The organism is Vibrio sinaloensis DSM 21326 (genome assembly GCF_000189275.1).
GTDB classification, from domain to species: Bacteria; Pseudomonadota; Gammaproteobacteria; order Enterobacterales; family Vibrionaceae; genus Vibrio; species Vibrio sinaloensis.
This window is the reverse complement of record NZ_AEVT01000003.1, coordinates 16,098-36,018: the sequence shown is the minus strand read 5'-3', so window position 1 is coordinate 36,018 and position 19,921 is coordinate 16,098. Positions and strand designations below refer to the sequence as shown.

Here is a 19,921-nt window from a genome sequence, read left to right as displayed (position 1 = left end):
TATACAATCAGTACTTAGTGTTGTAATAAAAACGTCAATTTTGGCTTTTTTTGAAAAATAAAAGCCAAGTTAAATGCAACTGAATTTATATAGAATTTAAAAATCGCACTTATAGCGGTTAACTGAACGTCACTTTAGCCTTGGTAACGTTCAAGACATTGGGCGATGGCAGGGATATTTTTCGGCAGTAAACGGTTATCTGAATCTCTCTTACTGATGAGCCCCTCGTCAATTAACTCACGCACGACTCGATTGTAGGCTCGCTCACTACAGCCAAAACGCTGAGCTTCTTGGTACATGTATGCATGATTAACAGAAGGCGCTGCCTCCTCCACTTGGCACATAATGTCTTTCAATATGTTGAACCTAAGCGGATACAAAGAACGCTCAATCGCTACTTGCATCGACTGTTGGTAGACCGTTGCCATCTTGCTATTCATCCAAAACGCAACAGCACCATCATTGGCAAGAAATTCAACAAAAGCGGAATAAGGTATCACAGTTAAATCGACATCAGCGGTCGCCACGACATCAAACTGAAAACCTTCATCGGAAAAGAGCTCCACTTCACCAAAAAAGCGATCTTCCGAATAGTAGTCTCCTAAGCTGAGTGACTTACCATTCTGAGCGGTATGGAAAATACTGTATTGAACAACACTCGCCCAGTAGACAAAGTCCAGCTGTTGGTCTTGCTTAACAATGTAGTCGCCTTCAAAAAACCGCTTGGTTTTGAATTCAGGACTCGCGACAAACTCTCGGATGTGCTTTAAGCCGCGCTCTAGAAGTTGTGTCTGATTCATCCTTACACCATTTCTTCGGGTTCGATATTAAGAATAATTGAGCCCCTTCAAGTGCTCCAGAGAGAGTTGATAAATGTGTGAACGTGCCAATGACGCGATGGACAATTGTCCTGCCAGTCAGAGACTTCTCGCTTGATAATCCAATTAACAAACCAAACGAGGAACACAATATGACCCCACATATCAACGCGAAATCAGGTGCTTTTGCAGAAACAATACTACTTCCGGGCGATCCACTGCGTGCGAAGTACATCGCCGAAAAATACTTAAACAACGCAGAACTGGTCTGCGATGTACGTAACATGTATGGTTACACCGGAGACTACCAAGGAAAGCCAATATCGGTAATGGGCCACGGTATGGGCATTCCTTCCGCTTCGATCTATTTCCACGAATTGATCAGCGAATATGGTGCAAAAAACTTGATTAGAATTGGCAGTTGCGGTGGCGTCGCTGAAGACATTCATGTCCGTGACATTGTCGTTGCGACAGGAGCTGGTACCGCAAGCAATACCAACAGAGCGCGCTTCGCTGGTTATGACTATGCCGCAGTACCCGATTTTGATTTGCTTAAAGCGTGTTGGAATCAGGTCATAAACAATGATCCGCAAGTTCGCTTTGGCCCCGTATTCACCAACGACTTGTTCTATGGTTGTGATGAAAACCTTGTACCTGCTTTACTGAAAATGAAAATCTTAGGGGTAGAAATGGAGACTGCGGCGCTGTTTGCTATCGCTGCGGAGCAAGATGTTCGGGCACTCAGCATTCTCACCGTCTCTGATCACATCATCACGGGTGAAGAGACAACCGCTCAAGAGCGAGAAACAACCTTCGATAAGATGATGTTGCTGGCGTTAAATACCGCTGTGAGTTTGTAAGATGTTGGATGTAGAACTACTGGGGTACCTAGGTTCACTGTTCGTTGGTATTTCATTACTGATGACCAACATGAAGCGCTTACGTTACATTAACTTCGTCGGTTGCGTGATGTTCGTCGTGTATGGCCTGTTCATTCACGCACCTCCCGTAGTCGTAATGAACGCATTTTGCGCTTTGATTAACGTGTACCATATCGCACAACTTGTTCGAACACGATAAGAATAATTTGCGAATCTCGTTTCATGAGATTCGCTTATTCTTATCACAACTGAATATTAACTTCGTTACACGGTAAACCTTGAAACCTGTTCGTATAGTTTTCCTGTTAGCCCGTTAATATTTTCGTTGCTATCGGTAATACTGTCCGAATTATCTTTACTTTCTTTCACAGAAGTATTTATTTCTTCCATTCTCATCGAAATTTCTTCGGTAACCGTTGACTGTTGTACCGCTGCTGTCGCAACAAGTGTGTTTATTTCTAACATCACTTCGACTTTTTTAAATATATCGTCAAATGCAATATTGAGATCATCACCAATTGACTTAGACTGTTCAATGAGTTCAGTGTTTTTCTCCATCGTATTACTGGCAACTTGAGTCAAACTTTGTAATTCGCTAATGCTCGATTGAATATTGTTTGTCGCTTCTTGTGTCTTTGCCGCCAACGCCCTAACCTCATCGGCGACGACCGCAAAACCACGTCCCTGCTCTCCAGCACGAGCGGCTTCAATGGCGGCGTTCAAGGCAAGCAAATTTGTCTGCTCCGAAATAGTCGAAATAATTTCGACCACCGAGCTGATATTCTCTGAGTACGTCCTGAGTTGATCTACAATCTTACTCGACTCATGCATAGAGTTTTGCGTTTGCTCACTGATACCATTGGCATGATTGAGTGCTTCGGTACTGCTTTGAATCACCTCAATGGCTTGGTTTGCCGAAACTTGTGCTTGCTGCGCATTATTGGCGACATCGATAGCCGTTGCCGCCAACTCTGACACGGCTGTCGCCGCTTGTTCTACGTTCGCAAGATCTTGTGTCACGTTATCACCGTTCACTTTAATGACATCAGAAATGACTTTTTGGTTCTCCGCTAAATTATGAACGGTTTCTTCATTGAGCTGATGGATCAAGGTATGAATTGGCTCACGGAAAGAACGAAGTTTGCGTGCCAATTGGCCAAACTCATCTTGCCTATCAGGGTTGTTTTCTAACCACTCACAAACCGGGCCAGGGCGAAGGTTGAAGTTGCATAGGTATTCCAGATGTTCTCCAAATACATTCAGTGGTTTCACCACTCGTGAATAACAGATACAAAGACACACCAAACTAAATGATAGTAAAGAGAGGTAGAAAATTTCCAGGTAATTAATAACTGCGCTTTGGAATATCGCAATGTGGAGAATTTTAATAGATAAAAGCAAGATAATTAAAACAATTGGAATTGTGATTAACTTTTTAACTGTCATACAATAAACACCGAAATTATGTTGTGGTAATAGTTTTTATTATTCGAATAACCACATCAATATACAGGCTATTGATATTTATGTTACTAAGTCAAATGTAACAATTTTATGCAGAAATCACCCAAAAGATTCAACCTTTAGTTTAATTAATATATTTATCTATAAACCAATTTATCAAAATCACGATAGAAATGTGATATTATACGAAATTGTCATCTAACAAGGTATTCATCACTTAAATCTATTTTTACATTTTGAAATAAAATAAACCTATCATTAGCATGGTCTAATTTTCGTGCCAAACAGAATCAATCAGATCCTCATCAGCTACATAATTAACGAGCTTTGGCATACACGACCGTATGACAGAGTTCTCCAGAGGGTAATCGACGTTCATTGCGCAGCGTAGCTTCGAGCTCATAACCGCAACGTTCCGCAACCGCACGACTTTTCCGATTGCTTTCTGCGGCTTTAATTTCAACTCTGTGAGCGTTGAGCTCTTCAAACGCATATTGCTCAATCATCTTCACGGCTTCAGTAACATAGCCTTTCCCAACGCACTGAGTTCTTAACCAGTAACCAATTTCGAAATAAGGGACAGATTTGTCGCGAATAATAAGCCCAATCGCACCAACCAATTTTTCTGTCTCTTTTTCAATGATAGAAAAACGCAACTCCCCTTCAAAATTGGCAAAGTTTGCTATCGCCTGTTGAGTGTTTTCTATCGATTCTTGCTCGGTAAGGGCATAGGGAACCCAAGGCAGGTAGGCTCCAAGCTCATGCTGGCTCTCTCGGATGGCTTGCAGCATCTGCGGTTGTAGCTCCAGACTTGGAGGAAGAAGTTTAATTCGATTGGATTCCATACTCATTCCTTAATTTAAACTCACGACCAGTCTCGTTACTTAATAGACTTAGCATTGCGAATTCGAACCATCTGCGGATAACCACTTTGTGCAATCTCATAGACATCAAAGCCAAACCTATGATAAAGATTGATTGCTGCCTTATTTTTAGGGTGCACACCCAGTCGAACTCCGTCAGCAGTCTTCTCGACTTGAGCGAGAATGTGCTCCATCAGCTTCAATCCGACACCTTGACCACGATATTCAGGCAACACCGCAAGCGCTAATTCGGGCAGGTTACGATGCATACTTGTTGGGCTCGATTTGTACCTAACTTGCACAATGCCAGCGGGATTATCTTGTTCAGCAAACGCAAAATAGCCAAGATCCCCCTCTCTTCCCCAATCCACAAAGAACTCTTTAATGTGTGGTACCTCTAACACATGAGGTTGAGGAGTGGGCTCATCGTCTGGAGTCCATAAGGCCACCAAGAGTAACTGCTTCTGTAATGCTAAATCTGATGCGTTTATCTGTCTAAGTTTCATGGTAACTCGACTACCTTGCCCACATTCTTACCCAACAAAGGTGTTACGGCCTTGAGACTTTGCTTGGTACAAATTTTTGTCCGCTATAGAAATAAGCCCATCAATGCACTGTGTCTCGTGTATGTCATGGCTATATCCGCCACCCACGCTCACTGTCACCCACTCTGTTAACACGCTCGCTTGGTGAGGTATCTGTTCATCGGCAACGGTACGGCACAACCGATTGCCGATACTTTGCATATCAGAAGCTGATATGCTCTCTAACACCACAACAAATTCTTCCCCACCAAATCGTGCAACCATTCCTGGTAAGCCTTCTATCTCTTTTTCCAGTTTGCGCGCAATAGCTTGTAAGCAGACGTCACCTTGCTGATGGCCATAATAGTCGTTGTACTGCTTAAAATGATCAATGTCGACAATGAAAACCGCTCCGCCTTGTTCACTGTCTCGGCATCGTTCCAGCAATACACCGACGAATTGGTCAAAGCAGCGACGATTTGGCAATTGGGTTAATGGGTCGTGATTGGCGATGTTTGCCATCTCCCGCTCTGCAAGATGCAAACGCAAAATTAAATTCCACACAAGGAAGAATGAAGGGTATGAAATAAGAATAGGAATGATGGTTGAAACAATTAGACCGTAGTCGATCCTTGGAATATCAAAATAGACCATTGATGACCAGGTAATCACCACAGATACAAAGGTACACAAGATGGCGCAGATTGCAGACAGTCGATGAACACCATACTTGACACACAAACGACCGAATCTAGTAACCCAATCACTCTCAAAAGCAACTTCGTGCAAATCGACTTCCTTCTCTTACAACGTACAACAGAATCAACAATGTCACATTTTCACTATCGACCGAGTGTCTGATTTCGACTCAGAATCATTCTAACCTATTGAATAATTTTGATGTAGCCTGATTTTAGCCAACGTAAACGCAAAAAAGCGAGCTCTTTAAGCTCGCGGAATTAAGTCAAGTTACGTTGAAAGTTCAAGATATTAGATTCGTCATCGACAATCGCGTTCAAGAGCATTGCTCTACTGAGCGACACTTGGGAAAGGTTGAACATGCCCAAAAAGACTGCCCAATATGATGACCTCTTCTGGCTTCGCGTAGCACCATCTCTGAGCCACATCGATTACAACGTTTAACACTCTGTTTGTTCATCACAACAGTTTTAATGTGACGCTGATGTTTGATATCCGTCATAACGCCCGGTGTATGGCGTACTTCGCTTAGCTTCTTTAGTGCTTGATTACATTGCGCCTGTGTAAGAATAACGTCGTCAAATCCACGAACATAGTTCACACACCCGTTCACCTTGAGAACATTGCCTGGAAGAGAGGTTTTGAACCTATTCTCGCCAACAAATACAATGACTGAATGAAAATGATCGCTCGGCAACGTCAAAAGTGACTCTAACACTTTGATGTGTTTATAGTTTTGATGAAGCGGATTTTGAAATTTAAACGTGTGCTTGAATATTTTCTGTGTCCAGTAGCGCTGTTTCACTGAACCGAAAATCCATCCTTTCATATTCTTGGTTTCAATAACAAACACACCGTACTTAGAAACAAGGATATGGTCGATTTGGGTTGTGCCATCTTCCGTTGGCAGCGTAACGTTCTTTACTAAGGTGTACTCGGGGTTTGGCAACTCACTCAAGGCGCGGTTCACAATGTACTCACCGAGCATTCCTTTTAACTTAGCGCTTTTTAATAGCCCTAGTAGGAGTACTACGAGCAATAAAAACCAAAGTTGACCAAACAAGCTACTTAAAAAATCTAGTGTATTCACAGTCCCTCTTTACAACGAAAATCCATTTTCACTGGGCTGGATTATAAGGTACTTCGTTCAATAACGTCATTTGAATGTGCTTTTTTACGATACACTCCCGCAAGTTATTTACTTCTATACCGCCCAACTTCAGTAATTTCCGCGCGGTACTATCATTGGAGTGTGACTCACTGGGTCTTCTATAATCACGCTATCTAAGCCAAAAACTTGCTTAACGAGGTCGGAGCTTATCAAAGTGTTAGGCTTACCTTGAGCCACAATTTCGCCATCCGCAAAAGCGATCAGATGGTCGGCATATCGACATGCTTGATTCAAGTCATGCAACACCGCGACTATGGTATGCCCCTGCTCTCGGTTGAGAGTTCTTAACAGTTCAAGTAAGTCGATTTGATGCGCCAAATCGAGATAGGTCGTCGGTTCATCCAGCAGGACTATCGGCGTTTGCTGCGCCAAGACCATCGCTATCTACACGCGCTGTTTCTGTCCTCCAGACAGAACAACCACGCCGAACAACACAGGATAAACATGCATCCAAGTCCTAGAAGTTGGTCATAATTACACTGTCTAGGTTGCCCTTTACCAACATCAATCCATTCAGAGCACTCAAAAGCTTGAGAAAGGAAAAAAGCGAGCACTAGGCTCGCTTATGACTATCGTTTACTGTTTATGTAATCTCGCCTATTCACGTCTGATCGTAGACAACTTTGAGCTTTGCAAGCCCTACCCTCGCCGGTCAAACTCGTTATGTATAAGAACGATACACTGAGAAGCAAACAACATTTGTGGCCCAAGGCTTATCTTTTGCGTACCCAAACGCTTTAAGCTGTTCCAACTCTTTTTCGGCATCGGAATATGATCCGTTAAGATAAAACACGCATTGCCATCAAAAGGCTCATCGCAAATGTCTGTGCCTTTTTTATCCAGCAAGTAGAGCGTATAGTCTTCCGCCAAGCGCTGAACCAACTTTTCGAAACTGATGGTCTCGACACTTAAACCATCAGAGACATTACGCAATTCTTCTTTTTTCATGCCAACCGAATGTTGCAACGCTTGCGCAATCAAAGCGATCAACGCAGATTCATGGAATCCACCAATATTGCGAAGCTGAGAAGATTCAAAGCGAAGAGTGCGAGAAAAGTCTGCGGTACTCTCTATCACCAGATAAACAGTGACATCATCTCGATGCGACTGAGCTGTGAAAATTGCGTTCATCAAAACGTGAGCGAGAATTTCAGAATGAGCGTCGCCACCGACACCCTCGACGAAAACTTTTGCATCAGTGGATGCCGCGCGAGCGCGAATTACAAAGGCTTTGTTCATAGATAACCATTAGAGCGAAAATTGCCTCTTATATTAACCATGTACAACGCTCTGTCTATTAGCAATCTCATTTATTTTCCGATGCACGTTAGGATAGCTGTTCATCGCACACCGAAAGTCGCAACTTGGAAGGGAAAGCAGAATCTATAACTTTTCTTCATCTGCATAAGAAGATCAAAAGCAAGCCGCTACCGGCGCTTTTGCATTTCTGGCTATAGTGTCTTTTACTGAAGCTCAACTGACTGCTGGGCAATCACGAGTTCTTCGTTGACTAGCTAGATTTTTGTACAGCTTACGCCAGCAAACTAATATTAGTGGCAGGAAGCACTTCTGCAAACTCATCATCCAGCATATCTAACACACTCTCATAGCCGTATTTCGGCTGCCAGCCTAACTCTCGTTGCGCCAAACTTGAGTCATAAACTCGGTCGAGGCTTTTAGGTAGATGCCAGGCTCTATCTGCGAAGTCTTTTGCAAGCTTCGGGGCATAGTTTTTTACGAGATCATCAGCGTTTAGATAAAGTTGCTCGCAACATGTTTTATTAAATGGCGTTTTTCCTGAAATGATGTAACGCCTGAACCCCGAAAGACGTTTTTCGATAGCGCAAGCATGAGCATTTGCTACATCTCGTGCATCAATACCACGTGTTAGACGATAGAGAGCCATCAGATTTGCTGGCTCAGGAAAGCATCGCGACATTTGAAGTACAGTAACAGGTAAGTTAAACAGGTTTGAGATGTTTTCCAAAATCTGCTCAGCTTCTATCTTGGATCTGTGGTAAATCGTTTTAGGTTTCGGGGTAACCGTTTCATTGACCCAGCCTGCAACGCCATCCGGTGTGGAAGAAAAACCATAGAGAGCGGTAGTGCTGGTAAACACGAAATGTTTAATCCCTTTTTTAACCGCTAATAGCGCTAGCTGCTCCGTTGCTTTTACATTGACGTCTTCAAATTCTAGGTCAGATACTAAATCAACGTGCGGTGCATGCAATGCAGCGGTATGAACTATAACATCCACACCCTCTAAAGCCTTTGTTATCAAGTCTATATCACGAACGTCTCCGATATAGTCTGCTGTAGAGCAAGGCGTTTTATCTAATCCTACGACTTGGTGAGCCTTCATCAACTTGATATAGATCGCACGTCCAACTCGGCCTGCTGATCCTGTAACTAAAATTTTCAACTTTTACTACCTGTTTAAATGCACGCATCTATTTTATCAGCTAACGAGTGATATGGCCTTCCTCTCGGCATTACATTGACTCCAGAACACCATAAAAGGCGTTTACGCGTTAAGAAGATTTATTTAGAGGTTCAGGTAACCTAACTGTCATATGGAATAGCCCCTACGAAGCTCATCTTCATAGAGGCTAAGCTCGGTTTAATTACAGAACACGCTTCATCTCTGCGTAAGCGCCACTCGTTTTCAAGATAACCATAACGACTTTGTCATTTCGGTTACGGAAAAACCAACCGTGATTTCCTGTAAAAGCCGCTACCAACTCCCCTTCGCCACTTGGAACTCCACGACCTTTTTCATAGCTAATCGATTTTCCATTACCATCTCCGTGAGTGTCGTAGTTGACAGAGCCACCTTTCGATACCCATTCAAATTGAGCAATTTGGCCTTCTTCCATGACCAATTTAACTTCCGCACCTTGGCCAGGTTTCAGTGAAAGCATCATTTTGTCTTTCCAAACTGGCTCCACTGCTACAGCAACGTCAGGTTTAGGAGAAACCACCTCAAGTTGTTGAGGCGCTAGTTCAGGTTCCGCTTTAACCGGCTCACTTTGAACCGTATTAGTGGCAACCACGACTGCACTATTAGCTTGGTCTTCTTCTGCTTCTTTGGCTAACTGCGCCTTAATCTCACCCATTTCAGCCAGTCCCAGTGCTCTGCCCATTCCTGTAGGATCAATAGCGTACTCAGCAGGCAGAATGACTGTGATGAGCAGTACAATAGCGGTTACGAGAGCAATAAAGGTTGAGCGAACAAGCTGTTTGGTTGTCGGTAGCTCGGCACGACTTGGCATATCTGTGTTATACATGATTGATTCCTTTTTCTATTTACTGAGCAACAACATAGCCCGTTAGTTGATATCCGATAAGCATGAAGCCCAAGCTCATCATAGCGACGTTGACTGAGTAAGCTTGACGATAAAAACTTTTATGTCGCCTCCAAAAGCCCATCACAATCAAAATGGTGCCAAGAGCAATCAATTGCCCAATTTCCACACCTATGTTGAACGCCAGTAGATTAGGAATTAATCCGTCGGGAGAAATATCGTATTCGATGATCTTCGATGACAAGCCAAAACCATGACAAAACCCAAACAACAAGGTTGCGAGTTTTGTATTGGGCTGTACGCCAAACCATCGCTTAAACGCACCTAAGTTATCCATTGCCTTATAGACCACAGATAATCCAATGATGGCATCGATAATGTAACTATTAATGCCAATATTGAAGTACACACCAAGCAGCATAGTAGACGAATGTCCGAGCGCAAATAGGCTCACATACAACGCGATGTGATTCATTTTGTAGAGGAAGAAAATCACGCCAAAAAGAAACAAGATATGATCGTATCCTGTCACCATGTGCTTCGCACCTAGATACATAAACGCAATGATATTGGTGCCCGTAATTTCTTGGATATAACCTTTGTCACCTTGTGCCACAGCATGAGCAAGAACGTCCGTGCTCATTGCCATAGATAAGGCAAAAATGAGATAAAGCATCCCCTTACGAAGCGACGTCGCCGAACCAATAGGCAACGTACTCACTTCGCGTAAAGAGAGTAAGTTCATAATAACTCCATTAATTGTTGAATCTTGTGTAGCCGCAGATTGCGGCGGTTATCAAGTAGACAGCAAGGCTCTTGGAGGACGCTCTATTCTGAAGGGTTTATGGATTGGAGTTCCACTGATTTGCCTACCATAGGTAGACACCATCACTCTGTTAAAAACGCTATAGCTCAGTGCTTTTAATGAAGCACTGTCAAAAGTGTGATTATGATTACTCGCATCATGGTGAGCTGAATATGTATCACCAGTTTCATGAGAGTGGTTGAAGGAATGTGAGTGTGTGTGGTCATTATCGACAACCGACAACGCTGGCAAGCTATGCGAACGAAACTCACCTATCGCGGATGCAGTCGTACTCAATGCGACGATAAGTAGCATCAGCAAGCTAATACATTGTGTTAGTGCTTTAGAAGTCATACACCATCGCCGACATTAAGATAATTCATTGAGAATGAAAAAACCGAACTGTTATATTATAACAAAAACCAGATATCAACCATCATGGTTCATTTACGTAAGATCTATACCAAACTCTTTAACAGCAATTGCCACGATAAAAAAGCAGACGATTGAAAAAATGGCACAAATAGCTAACGAGAACCAAAAGGAGTATCGATTTAACAGAATCGGAAAGATAAGAAACATTGGCAACGTTGGCAGCACATACCAAAACGTATAGTAGGCATGTTTAGCGAGCTTTTCCTGACCTTGCCCTTCTACGTACATCCAAATCAGTGCCAAAATAGTCACGGTTGGCAGTGCCGCGATTAACGCTCCCGCTTTATCACTCCTTTTCGCTACTTCAGATATTAAAACCACAATTCCAGCAGTTAATGCGTACTTCGTAATAATCCACAACATGTAAGCGTTACCTTTACAAAGTCTTCAGTACCACAGCGCTTAACTCATTAGAGATGTATATCCGTGCACACTCATGTAAATGCCGACACCGCTAATCAAGATGCCCGACAAGTAAGGAGCACGACGCGCTACTTCATTCAAACCACTCCACTTTGATGTTGCTTTCTGTACACCCACGGCGGCTACAACGCCAACAGCAACCAAAGTCAGTGCTAAACCAACGCTAAATGACACAACCAAAGTAGCACCAAGAGTCATCGCCTTAAGCTGCAAACAGATAAGCAAAACCGTGACTGCAGCTGGGCATGGAATCAACCCACCCGTTAAACCAAATAATAGTATTTGCCCATTCGTCACGTCTCGGTTTTCAAAACGCTTTTGAATATCTAGAGCATGAGCGCGTTCATGTGCATCTTGGTATTCTTTATCTTCACTTTCTGACTTAGACACAGAGCTAAAACGCACCGTGAAGTCATGAGTATGATCATGGTGTCCGATGATCAATGTGACAGTAACGTCATCAGAGGCTTCAATGCATGAGGCCGACTCCAAGTACCCATCACGCTCAATAAAATGATAAATATCAGCTGGCTGAGACGTATTGCTTGGAACTGAAATCTTGACCCCGTCTGCTGGTAAAGGCTTACCATTGAGTGTTCGCAATTGGAAACGGTGATGAGCGCCTTCTTCTGCGATAGAAAGCGAAACATGACCATGGCCTGTATCTACAACTTGAGTTGTCCAGTCATGTGCGTGGCTATGAGCCTTATGCCATGCACGCTCATCACTCCACGTCCTCCAGAACATCCATAAACCTGTCGAGACGATAATGACTCCCGAAATCAGTTGCATCCAAGGCTCAGCCGCTTCAGCCGTGAATTTCTGGCTGATATACATCCCGCCAACAGCGATTAACCACACAATAGCAGTGTGAGAAAGTGTGGCAGCTAATCCCAGCATAACAGCTTGTTTGACCGTGCCTTTAACCGCCACAATAAATGCGGCCATCATCGTTTTAGAATGACCAGGCTCTAAACCGTGCAAAGCGCCAAGTAAGATGGCACTAGGTATAAAAAACCAACCATTCCCCTGCTGTAAAAGTCCGACAAAGTCCATTGTTTATCTCTAGTTCTACTTCTTAATTGAACCAAACTATACTCCCCCCTAGTATTAAATACTACCCCCCAGTATAAATTGAGTGCTACATTATCGGTTAGAATCGCTCCGCCCATAACGTAAAGAAGATAAGCCATGTCACATACAACCAGAGATCAGAAGAAGCTCAACACCCGTGTTAGTAAAATACAGGGTCAGGTGAATGGTCTAAAAAAGATGCTGGAAGAAGAGCATGAGTGCCAAGATGTGTTGCAGCAGATCGCTGCGATTCGGGGCGCAGTAAATGGCTTAATGCGAGAAGTGATCAAAGGTCACCTGCTTGAGCACGTAGTACTGGAGGAAGACAAAGAGCAACGTGAAGCCGATATGGAAATAGTATTGAAGGTTCTGGATTCCTATATCAAATAGCGTAGTGAGTGCATTTAGAATCAACGGCGTTTACGAATGAGAGAAGTATTAGTTTTTGTTTTTAAACGTAAACACCGCCTACCTAACAATAGAAAAAACAAGTCAGCACAAAACTGCTATGCTGAGACATTTCCAACATTACATCCAAAAAAGCGAGCCTCTGGGGCTCGCTTTTGCTTATCTTTATAGAGTTTTTTACAGAAGTTCTCACGACTGATGCACAATCACAAGTTCTCGTTGATTAGCAATCATATTGGTACAGCTTACGCTGACAAATTTTTGGACACTTTCGTGTTAGGACTTTTGCACTAATAAAAGCATTTCAGGGTGACAAAAGTATGGAAAAGCTCTAAACCTGTGGCCAGTTTTACTTGACCACTACAGGGAAAACTCTAACGTGCCTTATCGTTAAAACACGGAAGGGTACACTATCACTTGCTAAAAGCAGTACCTAACTTAGCTTTGGATGTTCAGGCTAATTCCTGAAGTTCGTTCCAGATTTCTTTTTCTACCATGTACTGAGTATCATATTTAGATTTCATGGTGTTACAGAGAAAGAGTAAGCTCTTGTTTTTTCTGGGTTCAGTATAACACTTCAATGTATTGGTCTTGGCATCATAGATTGCAGGTACTCGAAATAGCTCTGTTAATTGACATGCTATGTCTTCAGCGCTTAACCCTTCCGGCAGGATAGTGATATTGTAAATGCCAGTCATATAGTAAATCTGCCTGCGTATCATTGAATTCAGATAGTATTCAATACAGCGACTGGGTACCAGTAACAAAGCCCAGGATTTGTTCATCGCTAAAAAGGTGTTTTTATCATCAAATTGAAAATTAGGAGTATCGAAACTAATGAAGAAATTGTTTAAAACACTCTGAAAGAAAGTGTCGCCTCTCATCGTACCAATTGAGTCACTATTTTCAATAAACTTGGAGAATGCTCTAAGCTTGGTATTGTCCAGCTCTCTAACCTTCTGCATAGTATCAAACATAGTTTTGGATAAAGGCCTTTTCTCTCCTACTTTTTTACCCATAGACTGCACAAACACGTATTTAGGTAAGTGATCTTTAACCTCATTGTATGGTTTTATACCCAACAGTTTACTTATATTTGGGGAGCAGAAGTCCCGTTCACAATCATTGTAGCTATTTTCGAGTACTATTCTTGGAACATAAAGCCTGTTGGAGTTTTTATACATGTCTTGCTGGGTAGCACAAACAACACCAAATTTTGACCACTTCAATACCCGACAAGGTAAGATGAGATTAGGGTCAATGGTTTCATAGGTTCTATAGAGTGCGACACTTTTATACACTATATCCATAATCAAATTTAACCCTTTTCTGCTGGGTTCTGGTTTAATTCTGGCAATATTGTTTTTAAATGAGGGGTAAGCATAGGAACCATTTGAGACTTTCATCGCTAGTGCCTGTGCAAATATGAACTCGTACGTGGTCGGTTTCGTAATCCACAGCATTTGGTTTATCTGATAAAACTCATTGAGCGCACTTCTTTGACTAGTATTTTCACCATCATTGTTGTATTTATGTCGGCTGATAGCCATCAGTAAAGAGTTACTTAAGTCTTGTAGCTTTGACACCTGAGCGGAGCTAAGGAAACTACTGTCTATCTGACTTTCACAGTCATAGCCGGCTAGGAACTCATCGATAACGACCCTTGACTCGTCAATTTCATTTACATCGAGCGGACTATACCGCTCATCAGCAATATGCCTATCGGCTTCTGAGTTAAGATATTGGAATACAGACACCAAAATGTCTTTGTCCAAGAGTTCTGGATCAAACTCAATCCCGACTAGGACAGCGTCCTTCAATCTGTCCAGTAGAGTTATAACAAAAGATGGCTTTATAGTGGTATGTTCGCCAATATGGCTTCGCCGTTGTTTATACTTATCCAAATAGTCCCGAATTTCATTAAGCAGGATGTTTGCGTTTGTCTGAGTTTTGTATTCATCACCCAGTTTGCTCAATATATAAGCGTATCCCTTAATTCCTGATAAGAAGAGACTCATTGCTTCTCCTGACTTAGGGTTATCCTCACTGATGTCACGCAATTGAGGGATCACTTTTTCAAGGACGCTTAACCTGTCAAATAAATCTGCTTTATCTAACTTCAAGCTACAGTAACGAGTGCATAGTTCCAGACGAGGGAGGGAGTGATATAGATCCTGATAGTCTTCAACGATATTCTCAAACTTGTGCCCTAGAATATCATCTATGGCGGTTTCATGGTGTTTGAAGGTTCTGTTTCGGTGAACTCTTTTTCTCGTCAAAAGAACGTACTTAATATACAGTGCTTCTAACTCTCTCCTATTTGTGATCTCTATGTCTCTATCATTGGTGTACAGTTCTCTGAGCTCTTCAATGCCATACTCTATCAGGCCAAGTACCTGTGCGTTAAATACTTTGGTTTGATAGCTTGACGCAATGAAATACAAAATATTAAAAAAGTAAACCTGTTCCCTATGATTAAGTTCCTTTGAGGTTTGGCGTTTTTTAAACTCTTCTAAAGCGATATTGGCGCACTTTAAGGCATCACTTGTTAGGCCTATTCCTACTCCTCTGAGCATGTCCGCCTTCAGAACCAACCATGATGGATAATTAGCGACAATAAAATCAGGATCACAACTAATCTCTTTGAGATATTGAACAGCTTGAACCACACCATAAGAGGCATGTCTCAAGCCCCTTAAGTAGCTATTTCTTACTTTAGAAAAGTTTTCGTCTCGCGCAAGGTACTTCATTACCTCGTCAAAGCAGTTGGCAGGGGATAAAACACCAACAATCGAATCTCTAACTTCTATTCGATTTAAGGTCGTTAATATCCTTGGGGCAAAGACTTCAAGTAGATAATCAAAGTTACTGTTTGATGTTTTTGAGTTGGAGTCAATAACCGATACAGAATCTATGTATGTTAACCACCTACGTTCTAGAGCATGAGAGCGAAAGCGGTCAAATCTAACGTAGTTTTCATATCTTTCTTTATTATCATCATAAACTGAATAAAATAGAGAGCGGGAAAAAGAAAGAGATCGGAATCTACCACCATTATCAAAGATATATGCGCAATCGAGAAGTTCGGACTTCCACTTGTCTGAAAGAGGTTGCTGCAATACAACACTGGAAAAGCTGCTAAGTTCTTCAAAGGTACAACTACCGATTAAAGAGACCAGCATTCTCAGGTCAAGTATGGTTCTTTTACTATCATCGTCTTTAACACTATTCCAGTTATTTTGCCAGTTTAATGCCGGATTGCAGTATGACTCTAGGTTGTTAATGTCGATGTAATCAATACACTCGCCATTTTTTAAAATTTGAGATGCGACATAACAAATCGCTTCATAGTTTGGGACCATGATTAGAGAAAGTTTTTCCGCGGTATTTTCGTCTACCCCAAATTCTTGCCAAAACTTAGATAATAGCTTACGACTAATTGGGCGGATTTTCATCTTTTCTACAGATTGTACTAAACTGTTTCTCCTACCAACATTTCCCTTATCGTTTATATCTAAAAAGTGGATAACAGCAATGTTATAGATATATTTATCAATTAATTGCAGCAAGTAAGTTAACTCTGATTCAGGAAGGTTTCTGAAAATAACAACCTTATTACCACCTTTTTTTGAATACTTGCGATTGATATGTTTTAAATAATAAAAGTACTTAAAAGCACGGCTTTTATTTAAATATTCTGAGTCAGAAAATTTACAGCCTTGATTTATTTCATTTAAGATGCTGATAATATTTTCAGAGTGATCTGTATCTGATGTTCCCCACCGACTATTAATGAAAAGGTAGCCAGCACAAACCAAAGTCAGAAAAAATACAAAATAAGCGAAGATAGTGAAGTGTGTTTGGTTAAGTTCCGGAAAAAAATCATTTTGGATAAACTTGGTGACCACGTCCTGAGCAGTCCCCATGAATGCTTTGTCTCCAAGAAACAAAAGAAGTAGTGATACAATGATAGCAAGCGCTGGAAACACCTGAGTTATTTTTTTATCCCGAGTACCTCTTGACTCGAGTTTACGCGCATTTTTAGCAATCCTATCTGAAAATTTTGAATCGAACTCGATATATTCTATTGAAGGGGAACTCAGTTGTCCCTTAACAAGTTCGTAAGCTATATTACCCTCTTCAGACTCAAACTGTAGTGACTTAAAGTCGGATTTTAGTAAGGATAAGTCATCACTATTTTCATGTTCAAGAAACGATCTGAACTTTTCTTGAACTAAATTGTTATCGGCATAGCTTAAAGTAAATGCTTTATCCTTAGACTTCTTAGTGTGAGAGGATTCCATTCTCATAGTATTCATATCTCTCCAGTATTTTTTTATCACTCTAACTCATGCACGATCAGATTTTTATGCCTAACGCCTTATTTCAGAAAATTATTTTCGTGTGTATACCGATTGTCATGATTTTTTGTAAACAGGGTCAAGTTTGAAGTTCATGGCAGACGTAACTTCAACTGTTCATGAAGTTCCCCCGGTTCACGGTTCATCCCACGTTTACAAAGACCAGATAATCATTGAAATCGATTTCATAATTCACTTCGGGGAAGAAGGTGGTTGTATTAATGCAACAGCAGAAGCGAAACAATTGCGACAAACGCTACACGCAAAGTTAAGCAACACTGCGACTGAATTGGACTCACTGAAGCTGCCCCCAATACCGAGTCAAATAGTAATCCCCGCTGATAGTGAAGACATCTTAAAATTGCAGGGCCTTCCACGTGAACGATTCAAAGGGAAGGAAGTTTAATACTTCCCCAATTGGACAACTCGCACTAAAACTAAAGTTTTTAGTAACCCTGTAAACAATTCAGTTTAACTGCTCTCGGTTACAAGTAGTCGATTAGCTTCCTTCATGCGACGATGGAGTTAGAATGTTGGAGTTACTGTCGGTGCTAACAAGGAAGGGGGCAAAACACCTTAGCACTGCCCTTTAGGCTTGAGGTCTACAACGTTGAGTAGTAAATTTCCGTTGTACTACTACAAGCCTGCTTTGCGATGGTATCTCAAGCATTAGATCCAAAAAGCAGGCCACTGAGGCTAGCTTTTGCTTATCTTTATAGAGTTTGTTACGGAAGTTCTCCCGACTGATGCACAATCACAAGTTCTCGTTGATTAGCAATCATATTAGTACGGCTTACGCTAACAAACTTTTGGACAAAAATGAGTCAGTAACTTTGCTAAATTAGCCACCAACCTTCACAAAGTAGATTTCAATCGCCGCTTTAGGCAAGTTTTGCAGTATGATCACAGCCTTTGAATTATCAGGGATTGAGGAAGTGCTTCGTTGAACACGTTAGATGATATTGATTTTATTTGTAGCTTTAATGAAGAGATAGGCCTCAAATATAAACAGGCAAAGAGTTATTACAGCATTGCACCAGGGCAAACTCTAATTCTTATCAGATCACTATTGGTTGAGCTTTGTAGGGATTTACTACGTGAGTACGGGGAAGAGCATCCTAAGGCTGAACTATATGACCTAGTTGAAAAGCTTAAATCAACAGGAGAATTCAATAGCGAAATCGTAAACTCGCTCCACCAGATCCGCTTGAATGGAAACAGGGCAGCACATCCAGAGCAATTCCCAAAGCGTGAGTTAAACCTAAAGGAGTTAGCGAAAGAAGCGTTGCTGCTGTTATGTAAAGCTATCGAGATGATTCTAACTTCGATCCAAGGCAGGACTTCCTTATCTTACGAGTTTAACCATTCCGCAGATTCAGAATCAGACTTAAAAGAAAATGCATACAAGGCTCTATTTAAAAACGATCCTGATTCTAATTATGAGGTTGCGATGGCTCTGATTCAAATGCGTAACCAAAGGCTTCATGAGACCCTGTTCGGTCCTGATGCAGACCCTTTCGCAAGGTTTTATGACGGTGAAGAAATGAGGCATGCCTTACATTTATTGGAATCTCCTGACAATAGGAATCATGCAGATTCGCAATTTCAGCTTGGAATAGCATACTTGGGTGACTTAGGTTGCGAGCCAAACGAAGACAAAGCACTTTGTCATTTCAGCTCTGCTGCGTACGGGGGAAACCTCAACGGTAAAGCATACTATGGTTATCAACTGCTTAATCTCAAAGACAGGAATAAAGAGGACGAAAAAGAAGCTATCCAATTTTTAGAAGAGGCTTCGGAACAAGGTCACCCATTAGCGCTTGATATACTTAGTGTGGAATATACTAAAGGCGAGATCGTTGAAAAAGACATTCACCGTGCAACGAAACTGCTTACCGAAGCAGCTAACTTAGGTTACCCAGAATCCCAGTATAAGGTGGCTAAATTGTACCTACACCAGGACAATTTGGAGAAATATTGGCACTTTATTTCCAAAGCCATTGATAATGGCCATGTTGAAGCTCTTCTTAGTGCAGGCCGAACATTAAGCAACACTTCTAAGAACCGAGAGCAACTAGAAAAGGCCTTTTCTTATTATCATAGGTATATAGGCCTTACTCATGATGCAGGGAGTTTTAGTGGAAATCCAGTTGCTAGATATGAGCTTGGTTCACTAGTACTAAAACATGCTGGAAATGATCCAAATGAGATGAGAGAGGGCTTAAATAACTTCGTATTTAGCTATTGGGATCCTAACTGCCCTTCTGATGTAAAGACTAAAATTGAAAACCTGTGCCCCGGTTATCTTGAAGCAATTGATAACTTATTGAGAACTAACCAGCTCAGCATAGAAGAGGAAAGTCGTTGGAGTAAGTTCTATGCCTGCTTTATGGCTAATGGTCATCCTTTTGAGACCAGTCAAAGTATGGTTGACGAGTTAAACAGGATTGCAATTGCTTGGCCTAAAATCACCCAACCTAAGTCATACATGCCTCAGAGGAACAATGTTTTGCCCACACCTGTAACCGCTCTTCCCAAGGAGAAGGTTGGCCGGAATGACATTTGCCCTTACTGTAACTCTGGTAAAAAGTATAAAAAATGTCACGGCAAGTAGCTCAACTCATCAAAACGGCCCCTTTGCGGTTAATCACGGCAGAATTTTCCGATAGTCAGAGAGGAAATTTATCACC

General features: G+C 41.7%; 17 protein-coding genes and 1 pseudogene. 4 read left to right on the top strand and 14 right to left on the bottom strand.

The features are described from left to right. Positions 1–134 precede the first annotated feature (134 nt). On the bottom strand, positions 135–800 hold the full coding sequence (locus tag RH45_RS00720) for a Crp/Fnr family transcriptional regulator (RefSeq protein WP_008072623.1): 666 nt from the start codon (positions 798–800) through the stop codon (positions 135–137). Positions 801–970: 170 nt separating this feature from the next. Here RH45_RS00720 and deoD point away from each other — a divergent pair, with 170 nt between their 5' ends. Together deoD and RH45_RS00710 are read left to right on the top strand one after the other, a co-directional pair. Beyond that, a complete protein-coding gene (gene deoD / locus RH45_RS00715; RefSeq protein WP_008072622.1) occupies positions 971–1,678 on the top strand; it encodes a purine-nucleoside phosphorylase in 708 nt (235 codons plus the stop codon). Position 1,679: 1 nt separating this feature from the next. Next, on the top strand, positions 1,680–1,898 hold the full coding sequence (locus RH45_RS00710; protein ID WP_008072620.1) for a YgjV family protein: 219 nt from the start codon (positions 1,680–1,682) through the stop codon (positions 1,896–1,898). Positions 1,899–1,963: 65 nt separating this feature from the next. Here RH45_RS00710 and RH45_RS00705 read toward each other — a convergent pair whose 3' ends face one another. The 12 genes and pseudogenes from RH45_RS00705 to RH45_RS00645 form a co-directional block, all read right to left on the bottom strand. Then, entirely contained in the window at positions 1,964–2,971 is a 1,008-nt protein-coding gene (locus RH45_RS00705; protein ID WP_158026979.1) for a methyl-accepting chemotaxis protein, read from the bottom strand. Positions 2,972–3,480: 509 nt separating this feature from the next. Then, complete coding sequence (locus RH45_RS00700) at positions 3,481–4,008, bottom strand: GNAT family N-acetyltransferase (RefSeq protein ID WP_008072616.1); 528 nt, start codon at positions 4,006–4,008, stop codon at positions 3,481–3,483. Between the two features lie 35 nt (positions 4,009–4,043). Continuing rightward, positions 4,044–4,532 carry a GNAT family N-acetyltransferase gene (locus RH45_RS00695; protein WP_008072614.1) on the bottom strand — a complete coding sequence of 163 codons (489 nt, stop codon included), beginning with the start codon at positions 4,530–4,532 and terminating at the stop codon, positions 4,044–4,046. Positions 4,533–4,559: 27 nt separating this feature from the next. Further along, entirely contained in the window at positions 4,560–5,339 is a 780-nt protein-coding gene (locus RH45_RS00690; protein WP_008072612.1) for a GGDEF domain-containing protein, read from the bottom strand. A gap of 226 nt (positions 5,340–5,565) precedes the next feature. Next, entirely contained in the window at positions 5,566–6,339 is a 774-nt protein-coding gene (locus RH45_RS00685; RefSeq protein WP_008072609.1) for a nuclease-related domain-containing protein, read from the bottom strand. 129 nt (positions 6,340–6,468) lie between these two features. Further along, a pseudogene (locus tag RH45_RS00680) lies at positions 6,469–6,834 on the bottom strand (ABC transporter ATP-binding protein); the annotation flags it as partial. Between the two features lie 225 nt (positions 6,835–7,059). Further along, complete coding sequence (trmY, locus tag RH45_RS00675) at positions 7,060–7,659, bottom strand: tRNA (pseudouridine(54)-N(1))-methyltransferase TrmY (protein WP_008072605.1); 600 nt, start codon at positions 7,657–7,659, stop codon at positions 7,060–7,062. A gap of 292 nt (positions 7,660–7,951) precedes the next feature. Further along, positions 7,952–8,842 carry an NAD-dependent epimerase/dehydratase family protein gene (locus RH45_RS00670; protein ID WP_008072604.1) on the bottom strand — a complete coding sequence of 297 codons (891 nt, stop codon included), beginning with the start codon at positions 8,840–8,842 and terminating at the stop codon, positions 7,952–7,954. A 202-nt stretch (positions 8,843–9,044) separates the two neighbouring features. Beyond that, positions 9,045–9,707, bottom strand: coding sequence for a hypothetical protein (locus RH45_RS00665; protein WP_008072601.1), 663 nt, complete (start codon positions 9,705–9,707; stop codon positions 9,045–9,047). 19 nt (positions 9,708–9,726) lie between these two features. Beyond that, entirely contained in the window at positions 9,727–10,470 is a 744-nt protein-coding gene (locus tag RH45_RS00660) for a HupE/UreJ family protein (protein WP_008072598.1), read from the bottom strand. 507 nt (positions 10,471–10,977) lie between these two features. Next, entirely contained in the window at positions 10,978–11,328 is a 351-nt protein-coding gene (locus RH45_RS00650; RefSeq protein ID WP_008072597.1) for a DUF3147 family protein, read from the bottom strand. Positions 11,329–11,367: 39 nt separating this feature from the next. Then, on the bottom strand, positions 11,368–12,444 hold the full coding sequence (locus RH45_RS00645; protein WP_008072595.1) for a nickel/cobalt efflux protein RcnA: 1,077 nt from the start codon (positions 12,442–12,444) through the stop codon (positions 11,368–11,370). Between the two features lie 135 nt (positions 12,445–12,579). On the opposite strand from RH45_RS00645, the gene rcnR reads away from it, so the two are divergent. Further along, entirely contained in the window at positions 12,580–12,852 is a 273-nt protein-coding gene (gene rcnR / locus RH45_RS00640; RefSeq protein WP_008072594.1) for a Ni(II)/Co(II)-binding transcriptional repressor RcnR, read from the top strand. Positions 12,853–13,322: 470 nt separating this feature from the next. Here the strand turns inward: rcnR and RH45_RS00635 are convergent, their stop codons facing one another. Then, positions 13,323–17,189: a hypothetical protein gene (locus RH45_RS00635; protein WP_008072592.1), complete on the bottom strand. Its 3,867-nt coding sequence runs from the start codon at positions 17,187–17,189 to the stop codon at positions 13,323–13,325. Between the two features lie 985 nt (positions 17,190–18,174). On the opposite strand from RH45_RS00635, the gene RH45_RS23625 reads away from it, so the two are divergent. Continuing rightward, a complete protein-coding gene (locus RH45_RS23625) occupies positions 18,175–19,845 on the top strand; it encodes a DUF4145 domain-containing protein (RefSeq protein ID WP_008072588.1) in 1,671 nt (556 codons plus the stop codon). Positions 19,846–19,921: the final 76 nt, after the last annotated feature.